Raw genomic sequence first — 19,730 nt, 5'->3', positions numbered from 1 at the left:
GAAGTGCCGCCCATCATCCTCATCACCGGCCACAGGCGCGACGAGGTGGATCGCGTCGTCGGCCTGGAACTCGGGGCTGACGACTATATCACCAAGCCCTTCAGCCTCAGGGAACTGCTTGCGCGCGTTCGCGCCGTGCTGCGGCGATCGGGGTCAACGCGCCAGCAGTCGCCTGGCAAGAAGCCCAGGCGCTACCGCTTTGCCGGCTGGGAACTCGATATGCGGATGCGGCGCCTGAGCTCGCCCGCCGGCGAAGCGACGCCGCTGACCGCCGGCGAGTTCAACCTGCTGGCAGCCTTCCTGCAATCGCCGCAACAAATCCTGAGCCGCGAGCAACTTCTCGCTGCCAGCAGGATTCACGACGAAGAGGTGTTTGACCGCAGTATCGATGTGCAGATATTGCGACTGCGCCGCAAGCTCGAGGTCAGCCCGAGCGAGCCGAAACTCATCGTCACCGAGCGGGGCGCCGGCTACGTCTTCGCTACCCCGGTCGAGGTGCTGTGACGTTGCCGACGCCCGTTACTGGCAAGGGTCAAATAGGTACGTTCATCGCCTCAGCGCATGAACGCTATGAAGATTGCCGCCACCTATCGGCAGTGCCATGTCTCCGTCGAGCAGGCGCGTGATGCGGGCGAATCCGGTAAAAGCCTTCCTTGCTTCCTCTGCCGACATCCGGCCGGCCAGAGCCGCGGAACAGCAATTCACTGCGCATCGGTAGACCGGCCCACGCCGGCCGGTTGGCCATCTGCGCAAGAACTCCATCGCGTCGGCTACGCTATCAACTTCTTCGGCAGGACTTTCCTGCCCGAGCGAAATACGCACAGGCGTAAAGAATTGCAGGCGATCCATTATTTCCTCCCGGTCGATCGTTATGTGCCTGATCGAACCTTTTGAACTTGCTGCTGACCATGTGTTTCCGGCAAACAGAACCCGATGATGAAAAAACTCGGGCCAAAAACGAAGTCTTTCACATCACTCGACCGAAATCGAATCACCAAACGTGACAAGCGTGTGACGAACCGTTGCCCGCCGCCGCACTGGACTTTAATTTTCCCGGGCCGGAGGGTCGTGTCCCACCGCGTAGTGTGGGTCGGCGGTAGCCAAGCCGGATTTGGCTAGCCGCAGCAGACCCCTTTGGGATCGGTAAGATTTCCGCGCTGTAGTCCGTCACGGTGCCCTGCAGCCATGCCATTAGAGCGGGATGAGATTTATGGGAGTCGTGGGATTCCCAAATCAGCGATGATCTGATTCAACCTTGCTGCTGGGCAGGAGGCCAGCATTGATGGTTGGATATTCAATGGACCTGCGCGAACGGGTTGTTGCGGCGGTCAAGGTTGAAGGGCTTTCGCGGCGCGCGGCGGCTGCTCGATTTGGCGTCAGCTACAGCGCGGCGATCGAGTGGCTGAAGCGGGTGGAACAGACGGGGAGCGTGGCGCCCCGCCAAGTGGGCGGCTACAAGCCGAAGAAGATATCGGGAGCGTGGCGCGACTGGCTTGTCGAGCGCTGCCGGGAGAAGGACTTCACCTTGCGCGGGCTTGTGGCCGAACTTGGCGAGCGTGGCCTGAAGGTTGACTACCGCTCGGTGTGGGAGTTCGTGCACGCCGAGAAGCTGTCTCACAAAAAAAGACGCTGATCGCCGCCGAGCAAGATCGTCCCGATGTTGCGCGCCGACGGAGGCAATGGGTTCTGTATCAGGACCGGATCGACCCCGCCCGCCTGGTGTTCATCGACGAGACCTGGACCAAGACCAACATGGCCCCGCTCAGGGGTTGGGCACCGGTCGGACAGCGGATCAAGGCCAAAGTTCCCAATGGCCACTGGAAGACAATGACCTTTCTGGCTGCGCTGCGTCATGATCGCGTCGAAGCGCCCTGGCTCATCGACGGGCCGATCAACGGCGAGAGGTTCCTCCTCTATGTCGAGAAGGTTCTCGTGCCCACTCTCCAGCCGGGCGACATCGTTGTGATGGACAATCTCGGCAGCCACAAAGGCAAGGCCGTGCGTCGCGCCATCCGAAAGGCCGGCGCGAGGCTCTTCTTCCTGCCGAAATACTCGCCTGACCTCAATCCGATCGAACAGCTCTTCGCCAAGCTCAAGCACTGGCTGCGAAAGGCCGCAAAGCGCACCGTTGAAACGGTCTGCAACGCCATCGGCCAGATTCTCAACCGCGTCACACCGCTCGAGTGCTCAAATTACTTCGCAAACTCAGGCTATGACCGCAGGTAATCTCATCCCGCTCTAGCGTCTGAGCCTGCGCCGTGGCTCCCGAGCGGTCGAGCTTGGCGATGCCTCTCCGAAGTTCGTGGAGGGCAAAGGCAGGCACAAACAAGTTGCCCGTCTGCTGCAATAGCCAAGCTGCCGCATCCGGGGGCAGCGGAGGCTTTCCCGGCGCGGTCGCCGACAGCACCGAGGTGTCGAAAAGGTATGAGGTCAAAGGTTAACCTCGCGGCTTTGCTGGGTGCGGTCGCGCTCCGGTATACTCTCCCTGGGAGAAGGGAAGCCCTATCCGCCGACCATCTCGGCCAGCCTGCGCACGGTGTTCCAGTTGCGTGAGGTGCCGACGCCGAGCCGTTTATTGCCTATCGCCGCCACAAGCCGCGAGCTTTGCGTCTCGCGCGAAAAGAAGATCCAGATGTCACCGCCGACGGCCTGCATCCGCTCATCCTTGCCGACATAGGCCTCCAGTGCCGCGACGGCCTCAGCGGCAACAGGCTTGCGCATCACGCGCACCGCTACCTGATCCGCGGCGGCAGCCGATTCGGCGGGAAACGGATTGCCTGCCGCAAGCTTCAACCAGTCGTCCGCACGGCGCACGATGATGTCGACATGGCGGCCGAAGGTCTTTTGGAACGCCGCCTCCAATCGGCGCTCCAGCGCGGCAACCTCTGTTGCTTTCGTCTCGAAAACCAGATTGCCGGTCGCCACCAGCGTGCGCGGGTTGTTCAGGCCCAGGCCTTCTGTCATGGCCCTGAGATCGGACATGACGACACGCCGCCCCTCGCCCAGGACGATGCTGTAAAGCAGAGCGACGTAGGTTTGCATGGCAGCCCGGATATCTTCACCATAGCCTGTCGATTTAGACCAGGCGGCTCTGCTCCACTGCCGCTTCGATGAAGCTGGCGAACAGCGGGTGCGGGTCAAGCGGCCGGCTTTTCAGCTCGGGATGATATTGCACGCCGATGAACCAGGGATGGTCGGGATATTCGACCGTTTCCGGCAGTACGCCGTCCGGCGACATGCCGGCAAAGACCAGGCCGCAATCCTCGAGCCGCTCCTTGTAGTCGACATTGACCTCGTAGCGATGGCGGTGGCGCTCGGAAATCTGCGTATCGCCATAGATTTCGGCGATCTTCGAGCCCTTGGCGAGGTCCGCCTGATAGGCACCGAGCCGCATCGTGCCGCCGAGATCGCCGGTTTCCCTGCGCTTCTCCAGCATGTTGCCTTTCAGCCATTCCGTCATCAGGCCGACGACCGGTTCCTCGGTCGGACCGAATTCGGTCGACGAGGCATGCTTGACGCCGGCCAGCGAACGCGCTGCCTCGATGCAGGCCATCTGCATGCCGAAGCAGATGCCGAAATACGGCACTTTTCGTTCGCGGGCGAACTTCGCCGCAAGGATCTTGCCTTCCGCGCCGCGCTCGCCAAAACCGCCGGGGACCAGAATGCCGTGGACCTTTTCCAGCCACGGCGCCGGGTCTTCTTTCTCGAATATCTCGCTTTCGATCCAGTCGAGCTTGACCTTGACGTCGTTGGCGAGACCGCCATGCGACAGCGCCTCGATCAGCGATTTGTAAGCGTCCTTGAGGCCGGTATATTTGCCGACGACGGCGATGGTCACCTCGCCTTCCGGATTGTGGATGCGTTTGGACACTGCTTGCCAGGGCTCCATCCGTGGCTTCGGCGCCGGATCGATGCCGAAAGCGGCGAGCACTTCCGAATCCAGGCCTTCATTGTGATAGGCCATCGGCACGTCGTAGATGTGCGGCACGTCGAGCGCCTGGATGACGGCGCTCTCGCGCACATTGCAAAACAGCGACAGTTTGCGGCGCTCTTCCCTGGGGATGGGGCGGTCGGCGCGGACCAGCAGGATGTCGGGCGCGATGCCGATGCCGCGCAATTCCTTGACCGAATGCTGGGTCGGCTTGGTCTTCAATTCGCCCGCCGTTGGAATGTAGGGCATCAGCGTCAGGTGCACGTAGACGGCGTTGTTGCGCGGCAGGTCGTTGCCAAGTTGGCGGATCGCCTCCAGAAACGGCATCGCCTCGATGTCGCCGACGGTGCCGCCGATCTCGCACAGGACGAAGTCATAGTCGTCATTGCCGTTGAGGATGAAATTCTTGATCTCGTCGGTGACGTGCGGAATGACCTGCACGGTGGCGCCAAGATAGTCGCCGCGTCGCTCGCGCTCGATGATGTTCTTGTAGATGCGACCCGTGGTGATGTTGTCCTGCTGGTTGGCCGAGCGGCCGGTGAAGCGCTCATAATGGCCAAGATCGAGATCGGTCTCGGCGCCGTCATCCGTCACGAAGACTTCGCCATGCTGGTATGGCGACATCGTGCCGGGATCGACATTGAGATAGGGATCAAGCTTCTTGATGCGCGCGCGATAGCCTCGCGCCTGCAAGAGAGCCCCAAGGGCCGCTGCAGCGATGCCTTTTCCGAGTGAGGAAACCACGCCGCCTGTGATGAATACATATCGCGCCATGGGAGTCATCGCTTAACGCGGCCGAATTGATTCCGCCAGAGAAAAAACCGCCGCGAAGGCTTTTTCCAGAGAAGGCGCCGTGGTGATGCTCGAAGCAAAACAAAAGGGCCGGCGAGGCCGGCCCTTTTGTTTGACCCTTCAAGGTGTCAGATGATGACGACCTTGGTGCCCACTTTCACCCTGCGATAAAGGTCCATGACGTGCTCGTTGATCATGCGGAAACAGCCGTTGGAAGAGCTCGTCCCGATCGTCTGCGGCGCAATGGTACCGTGAATGCGCAGATGGGTGTCCTTCTTGCCGTCGTAGAGATAGATGGCGCGCGCGCCGAGCGGGTTGTCGCCGCCGCCGGGCATGCCGTCCTTGTACCGGCCGTAATTCTTCGGTTCACGCTTCTGCATGTCGAGCGTCGGGATCCAGCGCGGCCATTCCTGCTTGTCGCCAACGGCGACCGTGCCCTTGAACTGCAGGCCGTCACGACCGACCGCAATCGCATAACGGCGGGCGGTCCACGACGATTCGACGAGATAGAGGCGGCGCGCACTCGTATCGATGACAATGGTGCCGGGGCTATAGCCGGTGAACTCGACCTCTTGCGGCACGAACTCCGGCTTCACCTTGAACTGCTTCCTGGCTTCCTTCCTGGCGAGCGCGGCATCGAGGGCGCGGGTTTCGGGGAGCAGCGACATCGATGAGGACGTGCCGCCGAACAGGCCGGCGAACAGCCCGACCCGCTGCGGCTTCTGTCCTACCGGCTCGCTGCGCAATTCCCCGTTGTTGCCGGTCAGCGCGACGTTCATGGCTTCGGCGGGAATTGCCTCGGCCGACTGGATTGCTGCGATGGGCTGCACCGGTTCGATGATCTTGACCGGCCTGGCGTCAGCCAGCCTGGCCTGGCCAGCGGACTTATCCTTCCTGGCGAGGCCCTTCCTGGCAAGAAACGCCTGCCGTTCCGCGTCCGACCTGGCTTTGGCCGCCTCGCGCATCGCCAGCTTCCTTGCCTCGATAGCCTTTAATCGAGCAGCCTGCTTGTCGGCCGCGATCTTAACTTCGAGCTTCCTGATCTGGGCAAGATCAGCCGGGCTCGGGTCTTTTTTCTTCTTGAGGAGCCTTAGTTGCGCCGTGTCGCTTTTGGCGGCGACGTTGACGACGTCAGTTGTGACTGCGGATTTAGGGGCCGAATTGCCCGCCGGCATGGCCGCGTAAGCGGGCGCACCAAGGCTGAGCACGGCCCAAAGGCCGGCTGAAATGAAGCTGCGAAGCTGCATGGCGAAGATCCGATCGTTCAATGCTTGTTGCCACGGCGTCGCCCGGCATCCCCCAAGGACCCCGAAAGTGCCGCGCGCAATCTATAATCGATTAATCGGAGACGCCTCAAGCGCCCTGGCATGCCGCGCCCGGTCGAATCCTCGCGATCGTGCGGCATTTGCCGCGACTGTGTTCAAACAACAACAGATCGCGGCGCCGGACGTCTGCTGATTACTGGTTTGGAACCTGCGGCGTTACTGGCTGGGTGGCGCCGTTTGTGGCCGGCGGCGTGGGCGCTGGCGGTGCAGCGGGAGCCGGGGCTGCGGCATCATTGCCGGAAGGCGGTGTTGGCGCCGTATTGCCGGACGGCGGTGCCGGCGTCGTGGTGCCAGGCAACTGGTCGAGCACGCCGCCCCCGCCGTTCGTCACAGGCACGCGATCGAGAATATCGATCGGCTTCTCGCCGTAACGGGCAACGATCGACAGGGTCAGCGAGGTGGCGAAGAACGCCGCCGCCAGGATCGCCGTCGCCCGCGTCAGCGCGTTGGCGGCGCCGCGCGCGGTCATGAAACCCGATCCGCCGCCGATGCCGAGGCCGCCGCCTTCGGAGCGCTGCAGCAGCACCACGCCGACAAGAGCGAGCACGACCATGAGGTGGACGACGATCAGTACGGTTTCCATAATTTATCCTGGCAAAGCCTTGCGCGGCCGCGGATACGACCGGTGATTTGGACGCGGCTCATACAATGCTTTGACGGCATTTCCAAGCCCGTGGCCGGAATATGGGAAGCAATGCGGCCGTTGCAACGTTTTCCGCTGCAGCACAGTATCCGAAGTGGCCGACAGCCTTTCGATGCTTAAGAGATATTTCGATAGGCTTCGGCGATGCCGAGAAAATCCGCCGCCTTCAGGCTGGCGCCGCCGACCAGCGCGCCGTCGACATTGTTCACGCCGAGCAGTTCGACCGCGTTCGACGGCTTGACCGAGCCGCCATAGAGGATGCGCATCTTCGCCGCCGCGCTGCCAAGCTTTTCCGACAGTTTTTCGCGAATGTGCGCATGCGCCTCGGCAACATCGGCGGCGGTCGGCGTCAGTCCCGTGCCGATCGCCCATACCGGCTCGTAGGCGATGACGGTATTCGATGCCGTGGCGTTGGGCGGCACCGAGCCGGCGACCTGGCGCGACAGAACGTCAAGCGTAGCGCCCGCCTCGCGCTCGGCTCTCGTCTCGCCGATGCAGATGATGGCAACCAGCCCGGCGCGCCACGCGGCGGACGCCTTTGCCTGGACAATGGCGTCGTCCTCATTGTGATCGGCGCGGCGTTCGGAATGGCCGACGATGACGTGGCTGGCGCCCGCATCTTTCAGCATCTCGGCCGAAATACAGCCGGTATGGGCGCCGCTCTCCTTTGTGTGGCAATCCTCGCCCCCGGCCCGGACCGGCGTGCGCGACAAAATCTCCGCGGCATGCGCAAGCAGCGTCGCCGGAACGCAGACCAGCGCTTCGGTCTCCGCATCGAGCCCGCTCATGAAGCCGTTGCCGATCATCCTGAGTTCGTTGAGCGAGGCGCTGGTGCCGTTCATTTTCCAGTTGCCGGCGACCAGCGGGCGGATTCCAGGCGTCATGGGATTTGCTTCTCCAGGCAATATTCGGCTGCGTCCTCACTACCAAACTCAGCCCACAAAGCAATCGACAGTGGGCCGGAAGGACGCTATTGCGCTTGTTTCAGACTCGGCGCATGCGAAAATGCGCGAAAAATCGGAAGTGACCATGCTTAGTGTCTTGAGAAGCGCGGCGGGAACCTGGATCGCGAAAGCGCTGCTGATATTGTTGGTGTTGAGCTTCGCCGTCTGGGGCATTTCCGGACAGATGGTCGGTGGTTTTGCCGGCCACGATGCCGTTGTCACGGCCGGAGGCACCAAAGTGTCGATCAACGAGTATCGGCTGGCCTATGACCGGCAGATCAGCGTGATGTCGCAACAATTCGGCCAGCGCATCAGCCGCGAGCAGGCGACGGCGCTCGGCCTCGACAACCAGGTGCTGGCGCAGCTCGTGTCGGGGGCAGTCCTCGATGAGCAGGCCCGCAAGCTCGGGCTTGGGCTGTCCAAGGACCGGCTGGCCCAACTCACGCATGAAGACCCGGCCTTCAAGGGTCCCGGCGGCAGCTTCGACAGAAGGACTTTCGAATACATACTGCAACAGGTCGGCATGCGGCCGGAAGACTATCTCAGGAATCGCGCCCAGGTGGCTGTGCGCCAACAGATCGTCGAGGCGGTTTCGGACGGCCTCAAGGCCCCGAACACGTTCTTGAAGGCGGTCGCGCTTTATCGTGGCGAAGACCGCACCATCGACTACGTGACCTTGCCGAAATCGCTGGTCGAGCCGATCGAAGCGCCATCCGAAACTACGCTTTCGGCCTATTTTGAGGAAAACAAGAAGACCTATGCGGCGCCCGAATACCGCAAATTCTCCTATGTCAGGCTCGAGCCGGAAGACATCATGGATGTAAGTGCCGTGACCGACCAACAGGTCAGCGACGACTACAACAAGAACAAGGGGCGCTACACCACGCCGGAAACGCGCACCATCGAACAGCTCGTGTTCAAGACGCCCGATGCCGCGAAGGCCGCGCTCGATTCACTCAAGACCGGCGCGACCTTCGACAAACTCGTCGCCGCCGAGGGCAAGACGCAGGCCGACACGCTGCTCGGCACGCTGTCCAAGGACAAGATCGCCGACAAAGCGGTGGCGGATGCGGCGTTTGCGCTCAACGTCAATGAAGTCAGCCCGGTCGTTCAGGGCGCCTTCGGTCCGGTGCTGCTGCGCGTCACCGAGATCAAACCCGAAGTGGTGAAGCCGCTGGCCGAAGTGGCCGCCGACATCCGCAAGGACCTGGCGCTGGGCGAGGCAAGCCGCATTCTGCTCGACGTGCACGACAGTTACGAAGATAGCCGCGCTTCGGGCAGCACGCTCAAGCAAGCGGCCGAAAAACTGAAGCTGAAGGTCGTCACCGTCGACGCGATCGATCGCACCGGCCTGCGGTCGGACGGCAGCATCGTCAAGGATCTGCCGGAATCGCCGGAGCTCATCAAGGCGGTGTTCGATGCCGAACCCGGAACCGAGAATCCCGACCTCACCACCGCCAACAACGGCTTCGTGTTCTACGAGGTGGATTCGATCACGCCGGCCCGCGACCGCACGCTGGATGAAGTCCGCCAGAAGGTGGTGGCCGACTGGATGGCGGCGGAAACGACCAAGCGGCTCACCGCAAAAGCGCAGGAGCTCGAAAAGCGTCTCGAGGCCGGCACCACGCTCGACGTGATCGCCAGCGAGCTCAAGCTTGAGAAGCAGACCAAGCGCGGCGTCAAGCGCGGGGCCGACGACGCCGATTTCGGCAAGGAAGGGGCGGCTGCGATGTTCGGCGAAGGCGAAGGCGGGACCGGATTGATCGCCTCGCCCACCGGCGACGGACAGATCCTGTTCAGGATCGCCGAAGTGTTCGAGCCTGCCGGAGCCGACGCCAGCTCGGTGCCGGACGACGCGCAGAAATCGTTCACCGCCGGCATGTCCGACGACCTGCTTGACCAGCTGGTGGCGCAGCTGCAGACGCAATATGACGTTCGCATCGACCAGACCGCCGTTGCCCAAGCCCTGACCAGATGAGCGCGCTCAAGACCCACATCGCCAAGGTCGCCGCCGGCAGCTCGCTTTCCTTCGAGGAAGCGCGCGATGCCTTCGACATCATCATGTCGGGCGACGCCACGCCCGGCCAGATCGGCGGCTTCCTGATGGCGCTGCGCGTGCGCGGCGAGACGGTGAGCGAGATTTCCGGCGCCGTCGCCACCATGCGCGCCAAGATGCTGCGCGTCGACGCGCCGGCTGGCGCCATCGACATCGTCGGCACCGGCGGCGACAATTCGCACAGCGTCAACATCTCGACCGCATCCGCCTTCGTCATCGCCGCCTGCGGCGTGCCGGTGGCCAAGCACGGCAATCGCGGACTATCCTCGCAGACCGGCGCCGCCGACGTGCTGACCGCGCTCGGCGTCAAACTCGACATCCCGCCGGAAACGATCGGCCGCTGCATCCACGACGCAGGCGTCGGCCTCATGTTCGCGCCGGCACATCATCCGGCGATGAAGCATGTCGGCCCGATCCGGGTCGAGCTCGGCACCCGCACCATCTTCAACCTGCTTGGCCCGCTCTCCAATCCGGCAGGTGTCGTCAGGCAGATGGTTGGCGTCTTCCTGCCGGAATGGATCATGCCGGTGGCCGAGACGCTGAAGGCACTGGGCGCCGACCACGCCTGGGTCGCCCATGGCGACGGCTATGACGAGATCACCACCACCGGCGAAACCCAAGTGGCCGAACTGGTCGGCGGCGAGATCCGCAGCTTTACGCTGACCCCGGAAGCGGTCGGGCTGAAGCGGCATACCAAGGACGAATTGCGCGGTGGCGATGCCGCCTACAACGCCCAGGCGCTGCGCGACATGCTGGGCGGCGCTGCCGGCGCCTTTCGCGATACGGTGCTGATGAACGCCGGCGCCGGACTGGTGGTGGCGGGCAAGGCGACGACGCTTGCCGATGGCATGGCGACGGCGGCGCAAGCCATCGACAGCGGCCGGGCGCTGAAAGTGCTTGACCGGCTGGTCGAGATTTCGAACGGATAGCCCCGTGTCTGATATCCTGCGCAAGATCGAAGCCTACAAGCGCGACGAGATCGCCGCGGCGAAGGCGCGCGTGCCGCTTGCCGAAATCAAGGCACGGGCAAAGGCTGCCGACGCACCACGCGGTTTTCTCTCGGCCCTTGAAGCCAAACGCAGATCCGGCAGTTTCGCGCTGATCGCCGAAATCAAGAAGGCGAGCCCGTCCAAGGGCCTGATCCGCGCCGATTTCGATCCGCCGGCGCTGGCCTGGGCCTATGCCAAAGGTGGGGCTGCCTGCCTCTCGGTGCTGACCGATGCGCCGTCCTTCCAGGGGGCGCCTGAATTCCTCACCGATGCGCGCAGCGCCGTGACATTGCCGGCTTTGCGCAAGGATTTTCTGTTCGAGCCCTATCAGGTGTTCGAGGCCCGTGCGTGGGGCGCGGACGCCATCCTGATCATCATGGCGAGCGTCGATGACACCGTGGCCAGGGAACTCGAAACGACGGCTTTCGAGCTTGGCATGGACGCGCTGGTCGAGGTGCATGACGAGGCCGAGACTGAACGCGCGCTGAAACTGTCGTCGCGGCTGATCGGCATCAACAACCGCAATCTCCGGACGTTCGAAACCAGCATCGAGACATCGGAGCGGCTCGCGGCGATGGTGCCTGCCGACCGGCTGCTGGTCAGCGAGAGCGGTATTTTCTCGCACCAGGACTGCCGCAGGCTGGAACGGAGCGACATTGGCACGTTCCTCGTCGGCGAGAGCCTTATGCGGCAACAGGACGTGGCCACTGCGACGCACCTGCTTTTGACGGGCAAGGCGCCCGCCAATGCATCCGCCCGAAAATCGGAATCGATTTTCGGAGAGCATGATGCCTAGATACAAAGCGTTAGAGCGTAGTTTGTGCGTCCAAATGGTCGCACGTCGCGCCAAGGTGACCTGACGATGTCGGCCGCCCTCACCCATCTTGGCGCGGAAGGCGAAGCCAATATGGTCGATGTCGGCGACAAGGCGGAGACGACCCGCACGGCAATCGCCGAAGGTCTTGTCTCGATGCGGCCTGAAACGCTGAAAATGATTCTCGACGGCGATGCCAGGAAAGGCGACGTGCTGGGCACGGCGCGCATCGCCGGCATCATGGCGGCCAAGAGGACGCATGAGCTGATCCCGCTCTGCCATCCGCTGCTGTTGACCAAGATATCGGTAGACATTGAACCGGACGCCAACCTGCCCGGCCTGAAGGTCACGGCGCTGGCCCGCGTCACCGGCAAGACCGGGGTCGAGATGGAAGCGCTGACTGCCGTCTCGGTCGCCTGCCTGACCATCTATGACATGGCCAAGGCGGTCGATCGCGGCATGGCGATCTCCGGCATCAGGCTGGTGGAAAAGACCGGCGGCAAATCCGGCGACTACAAGGCGGATGCCCAGGGGGCAGGCCAATAATGGCGCTGCTTGCGGTCGCCGAGGCGCTTGAGCACCTGCTTCAGGATGCTGCGCCCTTGCAGGCTGAAAGCGTCGCCCTGATGGACGCCGCCGACCGCGTGCTGGCGGGGCCGCTCGTGGCGCTCCGCACCCAGCCGCCATTCAACGCGTCGGCAATGGACGGCTATGCCGTGCGGGCCGAGGATGTCGCGTCCGTGCCGGCGAGACTCTCGGTGATCGGCATGGCGCCGGCCGGACGCGGCTTTGCCGGAACAGTCAGCCCGGCGCAGGCCGTGCGCATCTTCACCGGCGCGCCGCTTCCCGCGGGCGCCGACACCATCGTCATCCAGGAGAATGTCCGCGACCTCGGCGGCGGCATGGTCGAAGTGACCGCGCCGACGGTTGAAGGCCGCAACATCCGCCGCATCGGGCTCGATTTCTCGCAGGGCGACGTGCTGCTGGAGAAAGGCCGCCAGCTTGATCCGGCGGCATTGTCGCTGGCGGCATCGGCCAACCACCGGCAGGTCAGCGTGGCGAAACGGCCACTGGTCGCCATCATCGCCACCGGCGACGAATTGCTGCCGCCGGGCAGCGAGCTTGGCGCCGACCAGATCATCTCCTCCAATGCCTATGGCGTCGCCGCCGCTGTCCGCTCGGTCGGCGCCTGCGCACTCGATCTCGGCATCGCCCCCGACCGCAAGGAGGCGATCGCCGCGCTGGTGAAAAAAGCGGTCGACGCAGGCGCCGACGTCGTCGTCACGCTGGGCGGCGCCTCGGTCGGCGACCACGACCTCGTCCATGACGTGCTGACCGGCGAAGGCATGGCGCTCGATTTCTGGAAAATCGCCATGCGGCCCGGCAAGCCACTGATGTTCGGGCGGCTGGGCGACATCCGCTGCATCGGCCTGCCCGGCAATCCGGTGGCCAGCCTGGTCTGCACGCAGCTCTTTCTGAAGCCTCTGCTGGCGCGGCTCGGCGGCCGCGCCTTCCGCCAGGACATGCGTCAGGCGCGGCTCGGCGCCGCCATGCCGGCCAACGATCTCAGGCAGGACTATGTACGCGCGGTGGTTAAGGAAGAAGCTGGCACGCTTGAGGCAATGCCGTTCAGTATCCAGGATTCCTCGATGCTCAGAATGCTGGCCGACGCCAACGGACTGATCGTGCGCGAGCCATTCGCTCCCGCAGCCGAAGCGGGCGCCGCCTGCAGCGTGCTGATGCTACGCTGAACAAAACGTCAACGCATTCATTAAACTTTAAATGGTTGCGGAACACAACTGGAACAGATAGTGTTTGTTCTGGGTTTGTTTTTCTGATTCTATTGGGGGTCGCGATGCTGACACGCAAACAACATGAACTGCTGATGTTCATCCACGAGCGGCTGAAGGAAAGCGGCATTCCGCCCTCGTTCGACGAGATGAAGGAAGCGCTCGACCTCGCCTCCAAATCGGGTATCCATCGGCTGATCACGGCGCTGGAGGAGCGCGGTTTCATTCGCCGCCTGCCCAACCGCGCCCGCGCGCTGGAGGTGCTGCGCCTGCCCGATTCGATCGCGCCGGGCCTCAATGCGGCGCGCAAATTCTCGCCGAGCGTCATTCAGGGCAGCCTTGGGCAGGGCGGCCTCGGACGCCAGATCAAGCCGGCGCCGTCGCGCATGCGTGCGGCCGGCAATGACGACGACGTCGTTGCCACCGTCTCCATACCGGTGATGGGCCGCATTGCTGCCGGTGTGCCGATCGACGCCATCCAGCACCAGACCCATTCGATCTCGGTGCCACCGGACATGATCACCGGCGGCACGCACTACGCGCTGGAGGTCAAGGGTGATTCGATGATCGAGGCCGGCATCTTCGACGGCGACACGGTCATCATCCGCAACGCCGACACGGCCCAGCCTGGTGAGATCATTGTCGCTCTGGTCGACGAGGAAGAAGCGACGCTGAAGCGATTCCGCCGCAAAGGTGCCTCGATCGCACTGGAAGCCGCCAATCCGGCCTACGAGACGCGCATCTTCGGGCCGGACCGCGTCAAGGTGCAGGGCAAGCTCGTCGGACTGATCCGGCGTTACTGAGCGGCAGGTTTTTTGGGTTTCTCGGCCCTCTGGTATGGCGGCAGGCCCCTCGCCTCGCGCGAAAATCGCCGCTGCTCATGCCAGGGCCTGTATGGCTGTCTGACGGCAAAACGGATTTCTGCGCGCGTCGTCGCCGATAGCGGATCGAAGAAGACGGCGGCACTGCCCATGCGAGCGAGCTGCCGTTTGGTGACGACGAGAACCAGCGGATTGCGGCAGGGTTTGTAATAGGCTGTGGCATCGTCGATGACGATCAAATCAGCAAAGGCACAGGCCGGCCGCGCGGTTTTGCGGTTGTCGGCGAGCGCGATGAGCGCGCCGGACGGATGCCGGGCCAGGCACAGGCCGGCAGTGCAGCTGAAAGGCGCTCCCGGCGGCAGGTCGGCCGGGTCGGCGATGTCGAACCGCACATCTCCTTTTTCGAATGTCTCCGGCTCGACGATCGTTGTTGAAACCAGCGCATGTTTCCAGTTGTCGGTGGTGAATTCGTTCGAACGCACCCGGTTGACGGCAAGTTCGCCGCCGCCGATCGGCAGCGCCACCAGATGCGCATCCTCCGAGATCAGCACGTCGGGGGTGCGCGTCCCGGAAATCGTCAGCAGGCCGGCGAGCGCAAAGGGAAGTGCCGCAAGCCGCAGCCATGTCGTCGCCATCGTGGCGATGACCAGGGCGACCGTCACCAGCAGAACCGATTGCAACGAAATCAGTCCGACTGCATCGATTGGCGAACGCTCCGAGATCCATCCCGAAATTGCGATCATGGCCGTCAGGCCCTTGCCCATCATGTAGAGGAAAGGGCCGTCGAGGCCGAAAGGCATCGCCAAGGCGCTGAGGACGGCCAGGAACATGACGATGGTGACGATCGGCATGACGGCCAGATTGGCGAACAGGCTGAGCGGCGAGACGCGCTGGAAGTGCCATATGGCGAAGAGCGCAGTGGCGCTGCCGGCAATGATGGAGGTCATTGCGATGGTGCCTGCCCCAGCGACGAGTTTGCGCGTGACGAAAGCGACCGGTGACCGTCGCTGTCGCGGCGTCGTGGCCTTGTCGGCACGATAGTCGGACCAACCGGCGTAGGCGCCCACGAGAGCCGCAGTCGCGGCGAAGGACATCTGGAAGCTTGCGCCGACCACCTCATGCGGCGACACGACGATGACGGCGATGGCCGAAATCGCCAGGTTCCGCATCGTGAGTGCCGCCCGGTCGAACAGCACGGCGACAAGCATTACCGCCAGCATGATGAAGCTGCGTTCAGCCGCGACCACGATACCGGAGAAAATCAGATAGGCAGCGATGGAGACGAGTGCGGCAGCAGCCGCATATTTTTTGACCGGCCGGCGCGACGAAAAGTCGGGAAACAGCGCAAAGGCGCCGCGCAGCAATCCCATGACAGTGCCGGCGACAAGCGCCATGTGCAGGCCGGAAATGGAGATGATGTGGTAGATGCCGGTGCGCCGCATCGATTCGTTTATCTCTTCGGGGATGCCGGCACGCACGCCGACGATCAACGCAGCGGCAATCTCCCCCTCGGCACCACCGATGCTGTCCCTGATATGGTCGGCGATGGTTTCCCGCGCCTTCTCGATCGACGAAGAAAGGCGTGTGGTTAACGGTGCATCTTCCGAGACGACGATCTTTGGACTGCCGAGGAAAAAGCCACTGGCACCGATACCGGCGAAATAGCTGTCAAAGGAGAAGTCAAAGCTGTCCGGTCTGACCGGGCCAGTCGGAGGCAGAAGCCTCACATAGCCGGTTGCCACCGAGCCTGCGGTCATCTCAGCGGGAATCTTGCGTGCCGATACCCTGACACGTTCGGGCGCATAACGCAGTGTCGGCCGGGCGGTCGATATCACGTCGATGGTCAGCCTGATCCGGCCGTTCGCCATCTGGTCGAGCCTGACGACACGGCCGGTCAGCTGGGTCTGGATTTCCGAACCGAGCATCCTCGTTCCGGCGCGCCAGGTTTCAACCTTGGCGGCGAGCACACCGAGCGCGCACAGCAACGCTGCCATGAAGCAAGATGCGTTTTGCAGCGTGAGCGCGTGACGGCCGCACACAATGCCGTGAGGACCACGACGGCAATCGGCTGGGCAAAGTCCGGTTCGACGGCAAGCGAAAAATAGACGATCACCCCGCTTGCCAGAAAAACCGGCACCAGCAGGAAGGCGACGCCGCGGTCGAGTTCCAGGCCGGCTGCCGAGGCCACGCTGTTGCGGATACCGGACGGTGAAAAATGGCTGAGCTGTCGGCGAAAACGAATGACAGGCCAGGGTGCTGGAGCCGCTACCGGCGCGGAGCGATGCGGCGAAAGAGGCTGAATGCCTGGCGTCGATGCAGGCGGCGAAACGGGTAGCGGCTCAGCGTCGGGAACGCCGGCAAACAGCGATCGTTCGCTGACGCTTGCGATCGCGCCCTCGCTCTCGTCCACGCCGCGGCCTGGTCCAGCCATAGGGTTCGCCCCTTGCGCCCTTGACCTCCTATGCTACATGAACGCGCGACGCGCGAAAGTCCGCGCAACCCTATCCGTTTTCTGCGCTTGCCCCGAGAGTTCCATGTCCGACAAGGTCGTCACCCGTTTTGCCCCTTCGCCCACCGGTTTCCTGCATATTGGCGGGGCGCGCACGGCGCTGTTCAACTGGCTGTATGCGAAACACACCGGTGGCAAGATGCTGCTGCGCATCGAGGACACCGATCGCGAGCGTTCGACCGATGCGGCAACCGCTGCCATCCTCGATGGGCTCTCCTGGCTCGGCCTGACCTGGGACGGCGAGCCGGTATCGCAGTTCGAGCGCGCGCCGCGCCACCGCGCGGTCGCCGAGGAACTGGTGCGCCTCGGCAAAGCCTATTACTGCTATGCGACGCCGGCTGAGCTGGAGGCGATGCGCGAGAGCGCGCGGGCCAAGGGCTTGCCGCCCCGCTATGACGGCCGTTGGCGCGACCGCGACCCGTCAGAGGCGCCGGTTGGCGCCAGGGGCGCGATCCGCATCAAGGCGCCGGCCGACGGCGAGACGGTGGTGCATGACCGCGTGCAGGGTGAAGTCCGCTTCCCCAACAAGGATCTCGACGATTTCATCATCCTGCGCTCGGACGGCAACCCGACCTATATGCATGCCGTCGTCGTCGACGATCATGACATGGGCATTACCCACATCATCCGCGGCGACGACCATCTGACCAACGCCGCCCGCCAGATGGTGATCTATCGAGCCATGGGCTGGGACGTGCCGTCGATGGCGCATATCCCGCTGATCCATGGCGCCGACGGCGCCAAGCTGTCGAAGCGGCATGGCGCCCTCGGCGTCGAAGCCTATCGCGCCATGGGCTATCTGCCCGAGGCACTGCTCAACTACCTGGCGCGGCTTGGCTGGAGCCACGGCGACGACGAGGTGATGTCGATCGCCGAGATGATTGCCTGGTTTGACATCGGCGATGTCAACAAGGGAGCCGCCCGCTTCGACTTCGCCAAGCTCGAGGCACTGAACGGCGTGCATATGCGGCGCATGAACGACGCCGAATTGCTCGATATCTTCATCGCCACCTTGCCCTATCTCGAATTCGGCCCGGCGATCGCAGCGCGCCTCGACAACACACGCAAGGCGCAGTTGCTAGCCGCCCTGCCCGGCTTGAAGGAGCGCGCCAAGACGCTGGTCGAGTTGGTTGACGGTGCGGCCTTCCTGTTCGCCGAGCGGCCGCTGCCGATCGACGAGAAGGCGGCGGCTCTGCTCGGCGGTGAGGCGCGCGAGATCCTGCGGGGCGCCCATGCGGCGCTGAAGGCGATTTCAGGAGATTGGACGGCCGCAGCGGCGGAAGCGGCGATCCGCGAATTTGCGCTGGCCGGCGGCCATAAGCTAGGCGCTGTGGCCCAACCTTTGCGCGTCGCGCTCACCGGCAAAAGCACCTCGCCCGGCGTATTCGACGTGCTTGCCGTGCTTGGCCGCGAGGAAAGCCTGGCGCGCGTCGCGGATCAAATCGATTAGCAAAACTGGCCCAAGAAGATTGGCATTGAAAGGTGGGTTTCGCAGTGCAACATTAGGTCTTGGCCCAATTTGGCACGCAAATCCAATTGCGGGCGCAAACGCGCGAACTCCGATACTTTCGACGTGTTGCGTTGCAGAAATTTTGCCTTTGCCGACATGAGAAAACAAAAGGAGTTTGCAATGTCCGAAGCTGCGACAAAAATGGAATATGGCGGCAAAACCCACGCGTCGACTGCGAAACTTGAATTCGGCGGCAAAACTCACGAACTCAAGGTGCGAAGCGGTTCGGTCGGACCTGACGTCATCGATATCGGCTCGCTTTACAGCACCACCGGGGCCTTCACCTATGATCCCGGCTTCACGTCGACGGCAAGCTGCGAGTCGGAAATCACCTTCATCGATGGCGACGCCGGCATCCTTTTGCATCGCGGCTATCCGATCGACCAGTTGGCCGAGCACGGCGACTTCCTCGAAGTCTGCTATCTCTTGCTCTACGGCGAACTGCCGACCAAGGCGCAGAAGGACGATTTCGACTACCGGGTGACGCGCCACACCATGGTGCACGAGCAGATGTCGCGCTTCTTCACCGGCTTTCGCCGCGACGCCCACCCGATGGCGGTGATGTGCGGCGTGGTCGGCGCGCTGTCAGCCTTCTATCACGATTCCACCGACATCTCGGACCCCTACCAGCGCATGGTCGCGTCGATGCGGTTGATCGCCAAGATGCCGACGATCGCGGCGATGGCCTACAAATATCACATCGGCCAACCGTTCATTTACCCGAAGAACGAGCTGAATTTCGCGGCCAACTTCTTGCATATGTGTTTTGCCGTACCGTGCGAGGAATACAAGATCAACCCGGTGCTGGCGCGTGCGATGGAGCGCATCTTCATTCTGCACGCCGATCACGAGCAGAACGCCTCGACCTCGACCGTTCGCCTCGCCGGCTCGTCGGGCGCCAATCCGTTCGCCTGCATCGCCGCCGGCATCGCCTGCCTGTGGGGACCGGCCCATGGCGGCGCCAACGAGGCAGCCTTGAACATGCTGGGCGAAATCGGCCATGTCGACCACATCCCGGAATTCATCGCCCGCGCCAAGGATAAGAACGATCCGTTCCGATTGATGGGATTTGGCCACCGCGTCTACAAAAACTACGATCCGCGCGCCAAGATCATGCAGAAGACCGCACATGAGGTTTTGGGCGAACTCGGCATCAAGGACGATCCGCTGCTCGACATCGCCATGGAACTGGAAAGGATCGCCCTGACCGATTCCTATTTCATCGAGAAGAAGCTATATCCGAACGTCGATTTCTATTCCGGCATCACGCTGAAGGCGCTGGGCTTCCCCACCACCATGTTCACGGTGCTGTTCGCGGTCGCCCGCACCGTCGGCTGGATCGCGCAGTGGAAAGAGATGATCGAGGATCCGCATCAGAAGATCGGCCGCCCGCGCCAGCTCTACACAGGTGCGCCGGAACGGGATTATGTGCCGATTGCGAAACGGTAAGATCGAGCGAGTAGCGAAAGCGAGTAGCGAATAGGGAATAGCGAGTAGGGATAAAGTTGCGTCTGCGGCGATCCACTCCTCGCTATTCGCTACTCCCTATTCGCTCCTTTGATACACCTAATCACGACCCCCGCAGCGATGTCGCCGGACGGTCTGT

Annotated in this window: 16 protein-coding genes and 2 pseudogenes; 10 read left to right on the top strand and 8 right to left on the bottom strand. The window is 63.1% G+C overall.

All coding sequences use genetic code 11. From position 1 onward, the window contains the following. Nucleotides 1–9 precede the first annotated feature (9 nt). Nucleotides 10–504 (top strand): annotated as a pseudogene (locus JG739_RS17790) (winged helix-turn-helix domain-containing protein); the annotation flags it as partial. A gap of 42 nt (nucleotides 505–546) precedes the next feature. Here the strand turns inward: JG739_RS17790 and JG739_RS17785 are convergent. Continuing rightward, on the bottom strand, nucleotides 547–849 hold the full coding sequence (locus JG739_RS17785; protein ID WP_202362733.1) for a DUF982 domain-containing protein: 303 nt from the start codon (nucleotides 847–849) through the stop codon (nucleotides 547–549). Between the two features lie 433 nt (nucleotides 850–1,282). Between JG739_RS17785 and JG739_RS17780 the strand changes: the two genes are divergently transcribed. Next, nucleotides 1,283–2,226, top strand: a protein-coding gene (locus JG739_RS17780) for an IS630 family transposase (RefSeq protein WP_446720497.1) whose coding sequence is annotated in 2 segments (ribosomal slippage) — nucleotides 1,283–1,619 and nucleotides 1,619–2,226 — 945 coding nt in all. Because the reading frame shifts where the segments join, the coding sequence is not laid out codon by codon here. On the opposite strand, the gene JG739_RS36390 is transcribed toward JG739_RS17780, so the two are convergent. The 6 genes from JG739_RS36390 to tpiA form a co-directional block, all read right to left on the bottom strand. Then, nucleotides 2,171–2,407, bottom strand: a complete 237-nt coding sequence (locus tag JG739_RS36390; protein WP_446720568.1) for a hypothetical protein — start codon at nucleotides 2,405–2,407, stop codon at nucleotides 2,171–2,173. The two genes, JG739_RS17780 and JG739_RS36390, sit on opposite strands and share 56 nt — an antisense overlap. Nucleotides 2,408–2,502: 95 nt before the next feature. Continuing rightward, a complete protein-coding gene (locus JG739_RS17775; RefSeq protein ID WP_202362732.1) occupies nucleotides 2,503–3,042 on the bottom strand; it encodes a DUF1697 domain-containing protein in 540 nt (179 codons plus the stop codon). Between the two features lie 34 nt (nucleotides 3,043–3,076). Then, nucleotides 3,077–4,714 (bottom strand): CTP synthase, encoded by a 1,638-nt coding sequence (locus tag JG739_RS17770; RefSeq protein WP_274609389.1) that lies wholly within the window; start codon nucleotides 4,712–4,714, stop codon nucleotides 3,077–3,079. 137 nt (nucleotides 4,715–4,851) lie between these two features. Beyond that, nucleotides 4,852–5,970 carry a L,D-transpeptidase family protein gene (locus tag JG739_RS17765; protein WP_202362730.1) on the bottom strand — a complete coding sequence of 373 codons (1,119 nt, stop codon included), beginning with the start codon at nucleotides 5,968–5,970 and terminating at the stop codon, nucleotides 4,852–4,854. Nucleotides 5,971–6,181: 211 nt separating this feature from the next. Beyond that, entirely contained in the window at nucleotides 6,182–6,631 is a 450-nt protein-coding gene (secG, locus tag JG739_RS17760; RefSeq protein WP_202362729.1) for a preprotein translocase subunit SecG, read from the bottom strand. A 176-nt stretch (nucleotides 6,632–6,807) separates the two neighbouring features. Continuing rightward, on the bottom strand, nucleotides 6,808–7,575 hold the full coding sequence (tpiA, locus tag JG739_RS17755) for a triose-phosphate isomerase (RefSeq protein ID WP_202362728.1): 768 nt from the start codon (nucleotides 7,573–7,575) through the stop codon (nucleotides 6,808–6,810). A 145-nt stretch (nucleotides 7,576–7,720) separates the two neighbouring features. Here tpiA and JG739_RS17750 point away from each other — a divergent pair, with 145 nt between their 5' ends. The 6 genes from JG739_RS17750 (at nucleotide 7,721) to lexA (ending at nucleotide 14,087) form a co-directional block, all read left to right on the top strand. Continuing rightward, complete coding sequence (locus JG739_RS17750; RefSeq protein WP_202362727.1) at nucleotides 7,721–9,613, top strand: SurA N-terminal domain-containing protein; 1,893 nt, start codon at nucleotides 7,721–7,723, stop codon at nucleotides 9,611–9,613. Beyond that, nucleotides 9,610–10,620, top strand: coding sequence for an anthranilate phosphoribosyltransferase (gene trpD, locus JG739_RS17745; RefSeq protein ID WP_202362726.1), 1,011 nt, complete (start codon nucleotides 9,610–9,612; stop codon nucleotides 10,618–10,620). The genes JG739_RS17750 and trpD overlap by 4 nt, the downstream gene beginning before the upstream one ends. Nucleotides 10,621–10,624: 4 nt before the next feature. After that, the gene (gene trpC / locus JG739_RS17740) at nucleotides 10,625–11,476 is read left to right on the top strand and encodes an indole-3-glycerol phosphate synthase TrpC (RefSeq protein WP_202362725.1); all 852 of its coding nucleotides are present in this window, start codon (nucleotides 10,625–10,627) and stop codon (nucleotides 11,474–11,476) included. Between the two features lie 66 nt (nucleotides 11,477–11,542). Next, nucleotides 11,543–12,040: a cyclic pyranopterin monophosphate synthase MoaC gene (gene moaC / locus JG739_RS17735; RefSeq protein ID WP_202362724.1), complete on the top strand. Its 498-nt coding sequence runs from the start codon at nucleotides 11,543–11,545 to the stop codon at nucleotides 12,038–12,040. Next, nucleotides 12,040–13,245, top strand: a complete 1,206-nt coding sequence (locus JG739_RS17730; protein WP_202362723.1) for a molybdopterin molybdotransferase MoeA — start codon at nucleotides 12,040–12,042, stop codon at nucleotides 13,243–13,245. Before moaC ends, JG739_RS17730 begins: the two co-directional genes overlap by 1 nt. A 104-nt stretch (nucleotides 13,246–13,349) precedes the next feature. Next, nucleotides 13,350–14,087 (top strand): transcriptional repressor LexA, encoded by a 738-nt coding sequence (gene lexA / locus JG739_RS17725; protein WP_023801235.1) that lies wholly within the window; start codon nucleotides 13,350–13,352, stop codon nucleotides 14,085–14,087. On the opposite strand, the pseudogene JG739_RS17720 reads toward lexA, so the two are convergent. Continuing rightward, nucleotides 14,081–16,536, bottom strand: a pseudogene (locus tag JG739_RS17720) (ComEC/Rec2 family competence protein). The gene lexA and the pseudogene JG739_RS17720 overlap by 7 nt on opposite strands. A 103-nt stretch (nucleotides 16,537–16,639) precedes the next feature. Between JG739_RS17720 and gltX the strand changes: the two are divergent. Together gltX and gltA are read left to right on the top strand one after the other, a co-directional pair. After that, on the top strand, nucleotides 16,640–18,064 hold the full coding sequence (gene gltX / locus JG739_RS17715) for a glutamate--tRNA ligase (RefSeq protein WP_202362722.1): 1,425 nt from the start codon (nucleotides 16,640–16,642) through the stop codon (nucleotides 18,062–18,064). Nucleotides 18,065–18,244: 180 nt separating this feature from the next. After that, the gene (gltA, locus tag JG739_RS17710) at nucleotides 18,245–19,573 is read left to right on the top strand and encodes a citrate synthase (RefSeq protein ID WP_202362721.1); all 1,329 of its coding nucleotides are present in this window, start codon (nucleotides 18,245–18,247) and stop codon (nucleotides 19,571–19,573) included. The last annotated feature ends 157 nt before the right edge of the window (nucleotides 19,574–19,730 follow it).

It is taken from the genome of Mesorhizobium sp. L-2-11, assembly GCF_016756595.1.
In the GTDB taxonomy this organism is placed as follows: Bacteria; Pseudomonadota; Alphaproteobacteria; order Rhizobiales; family Rhizobiaceae; genus Mesorhizobium.
Note: the sequence above shows the minus strand (reverse complement) of the source record. Positions and strands in the feature narration are given on the sequence as shown.

Bases quoted from the DNA above. Each gene is read 5' to 3' on its own strand.
- JG739_RS17785 (WP_202362733.1), bottom strand. From the start codon at position 849: ATGGATCGCCTGCAATTCTTTACGCCTGTGCGTATTTCGCTCGGGCAG.
- JG739_RS17775 (WP_202362732.1), bottom strand. From the start codon at position 3,042: ATGCAAACCTACGTCGCTCTGCTTTACAGCATCGTCCTGGGCGAGGGG.
- JG739_RS17770 (WP_274609389.1), bottom strand. From the start codon at position 4,714: ATGACTCCCATGGCGCGATATGTATTCATCACAGGCGGCGTGGTTTCC.
- JG739_RS17765 (WP_202362730.1), bottom strand. From the start codon at position 5,970: ATGCAGCTTCGCAGCTTCATTTCAGCCGGCCTTTGGGCCGTGCTCAGC.
- secG (WP_202362729.1), bottom strand. From the start codon at position 6,631: ATGGAAACCGTACTGATCGTCGTCCACCTCATGGTCGTGCTCGCTCTT.
- tpiA (WP_202362728.1), bottom strand. From the start codon at position 7,575: ATGACGCCTGGAATCCGCCCGCTGGTCGCCGGCAACTGGAAAATGAAC.
- JG739_RS17750 (WP_202362727.1), top strand. From the start codon at position 7,721: ATGCTTAGTGTCTTGAGAAGCGCGGCGGGAACCTGGATCGCGAAAGCG.
- trpD (WP_202362726.1), top strand. From the start codon at position 9,610: ATGAGCGCGCTCAAGACCCACATCGCCAAGGTCGCCGCCGGCAGCTCG.
- moaC (WP_202362724.1), top strand. From the start codon at position 11,543: ATGTCGGCCGCCCTCACCCATCTTGGCGCGGAAGGCGAAGCCAATATG.
- JG739_RS17730 (WP_202362723.1), top strand. From the start codon at position 12,040: ATGGCGCTGCTTGCGGTCGCCGAGGCGCTTGAGCACCTGCTTCAGGAT.
- lexA (WP_023801235.1), top strand. From the start codon at position 13,350: ATGCTGACACGCAAACAACATGAACTGCTGATGTTCATCCACGAGCGG.
- gltX (WP_202362722.1), top strand. From the start codon at position 16,640: ATGTCCGACAAGGTCGTCACCCGTTTTGCCCCTTCGCCCACCGGTTTC.
- gltA (WP_202362721.1), top strand. From the start codon at position 18,245: ATGTCCGAAGCTGCGACAAAAATGGAATATGGCGGCAAAACCCACGCG.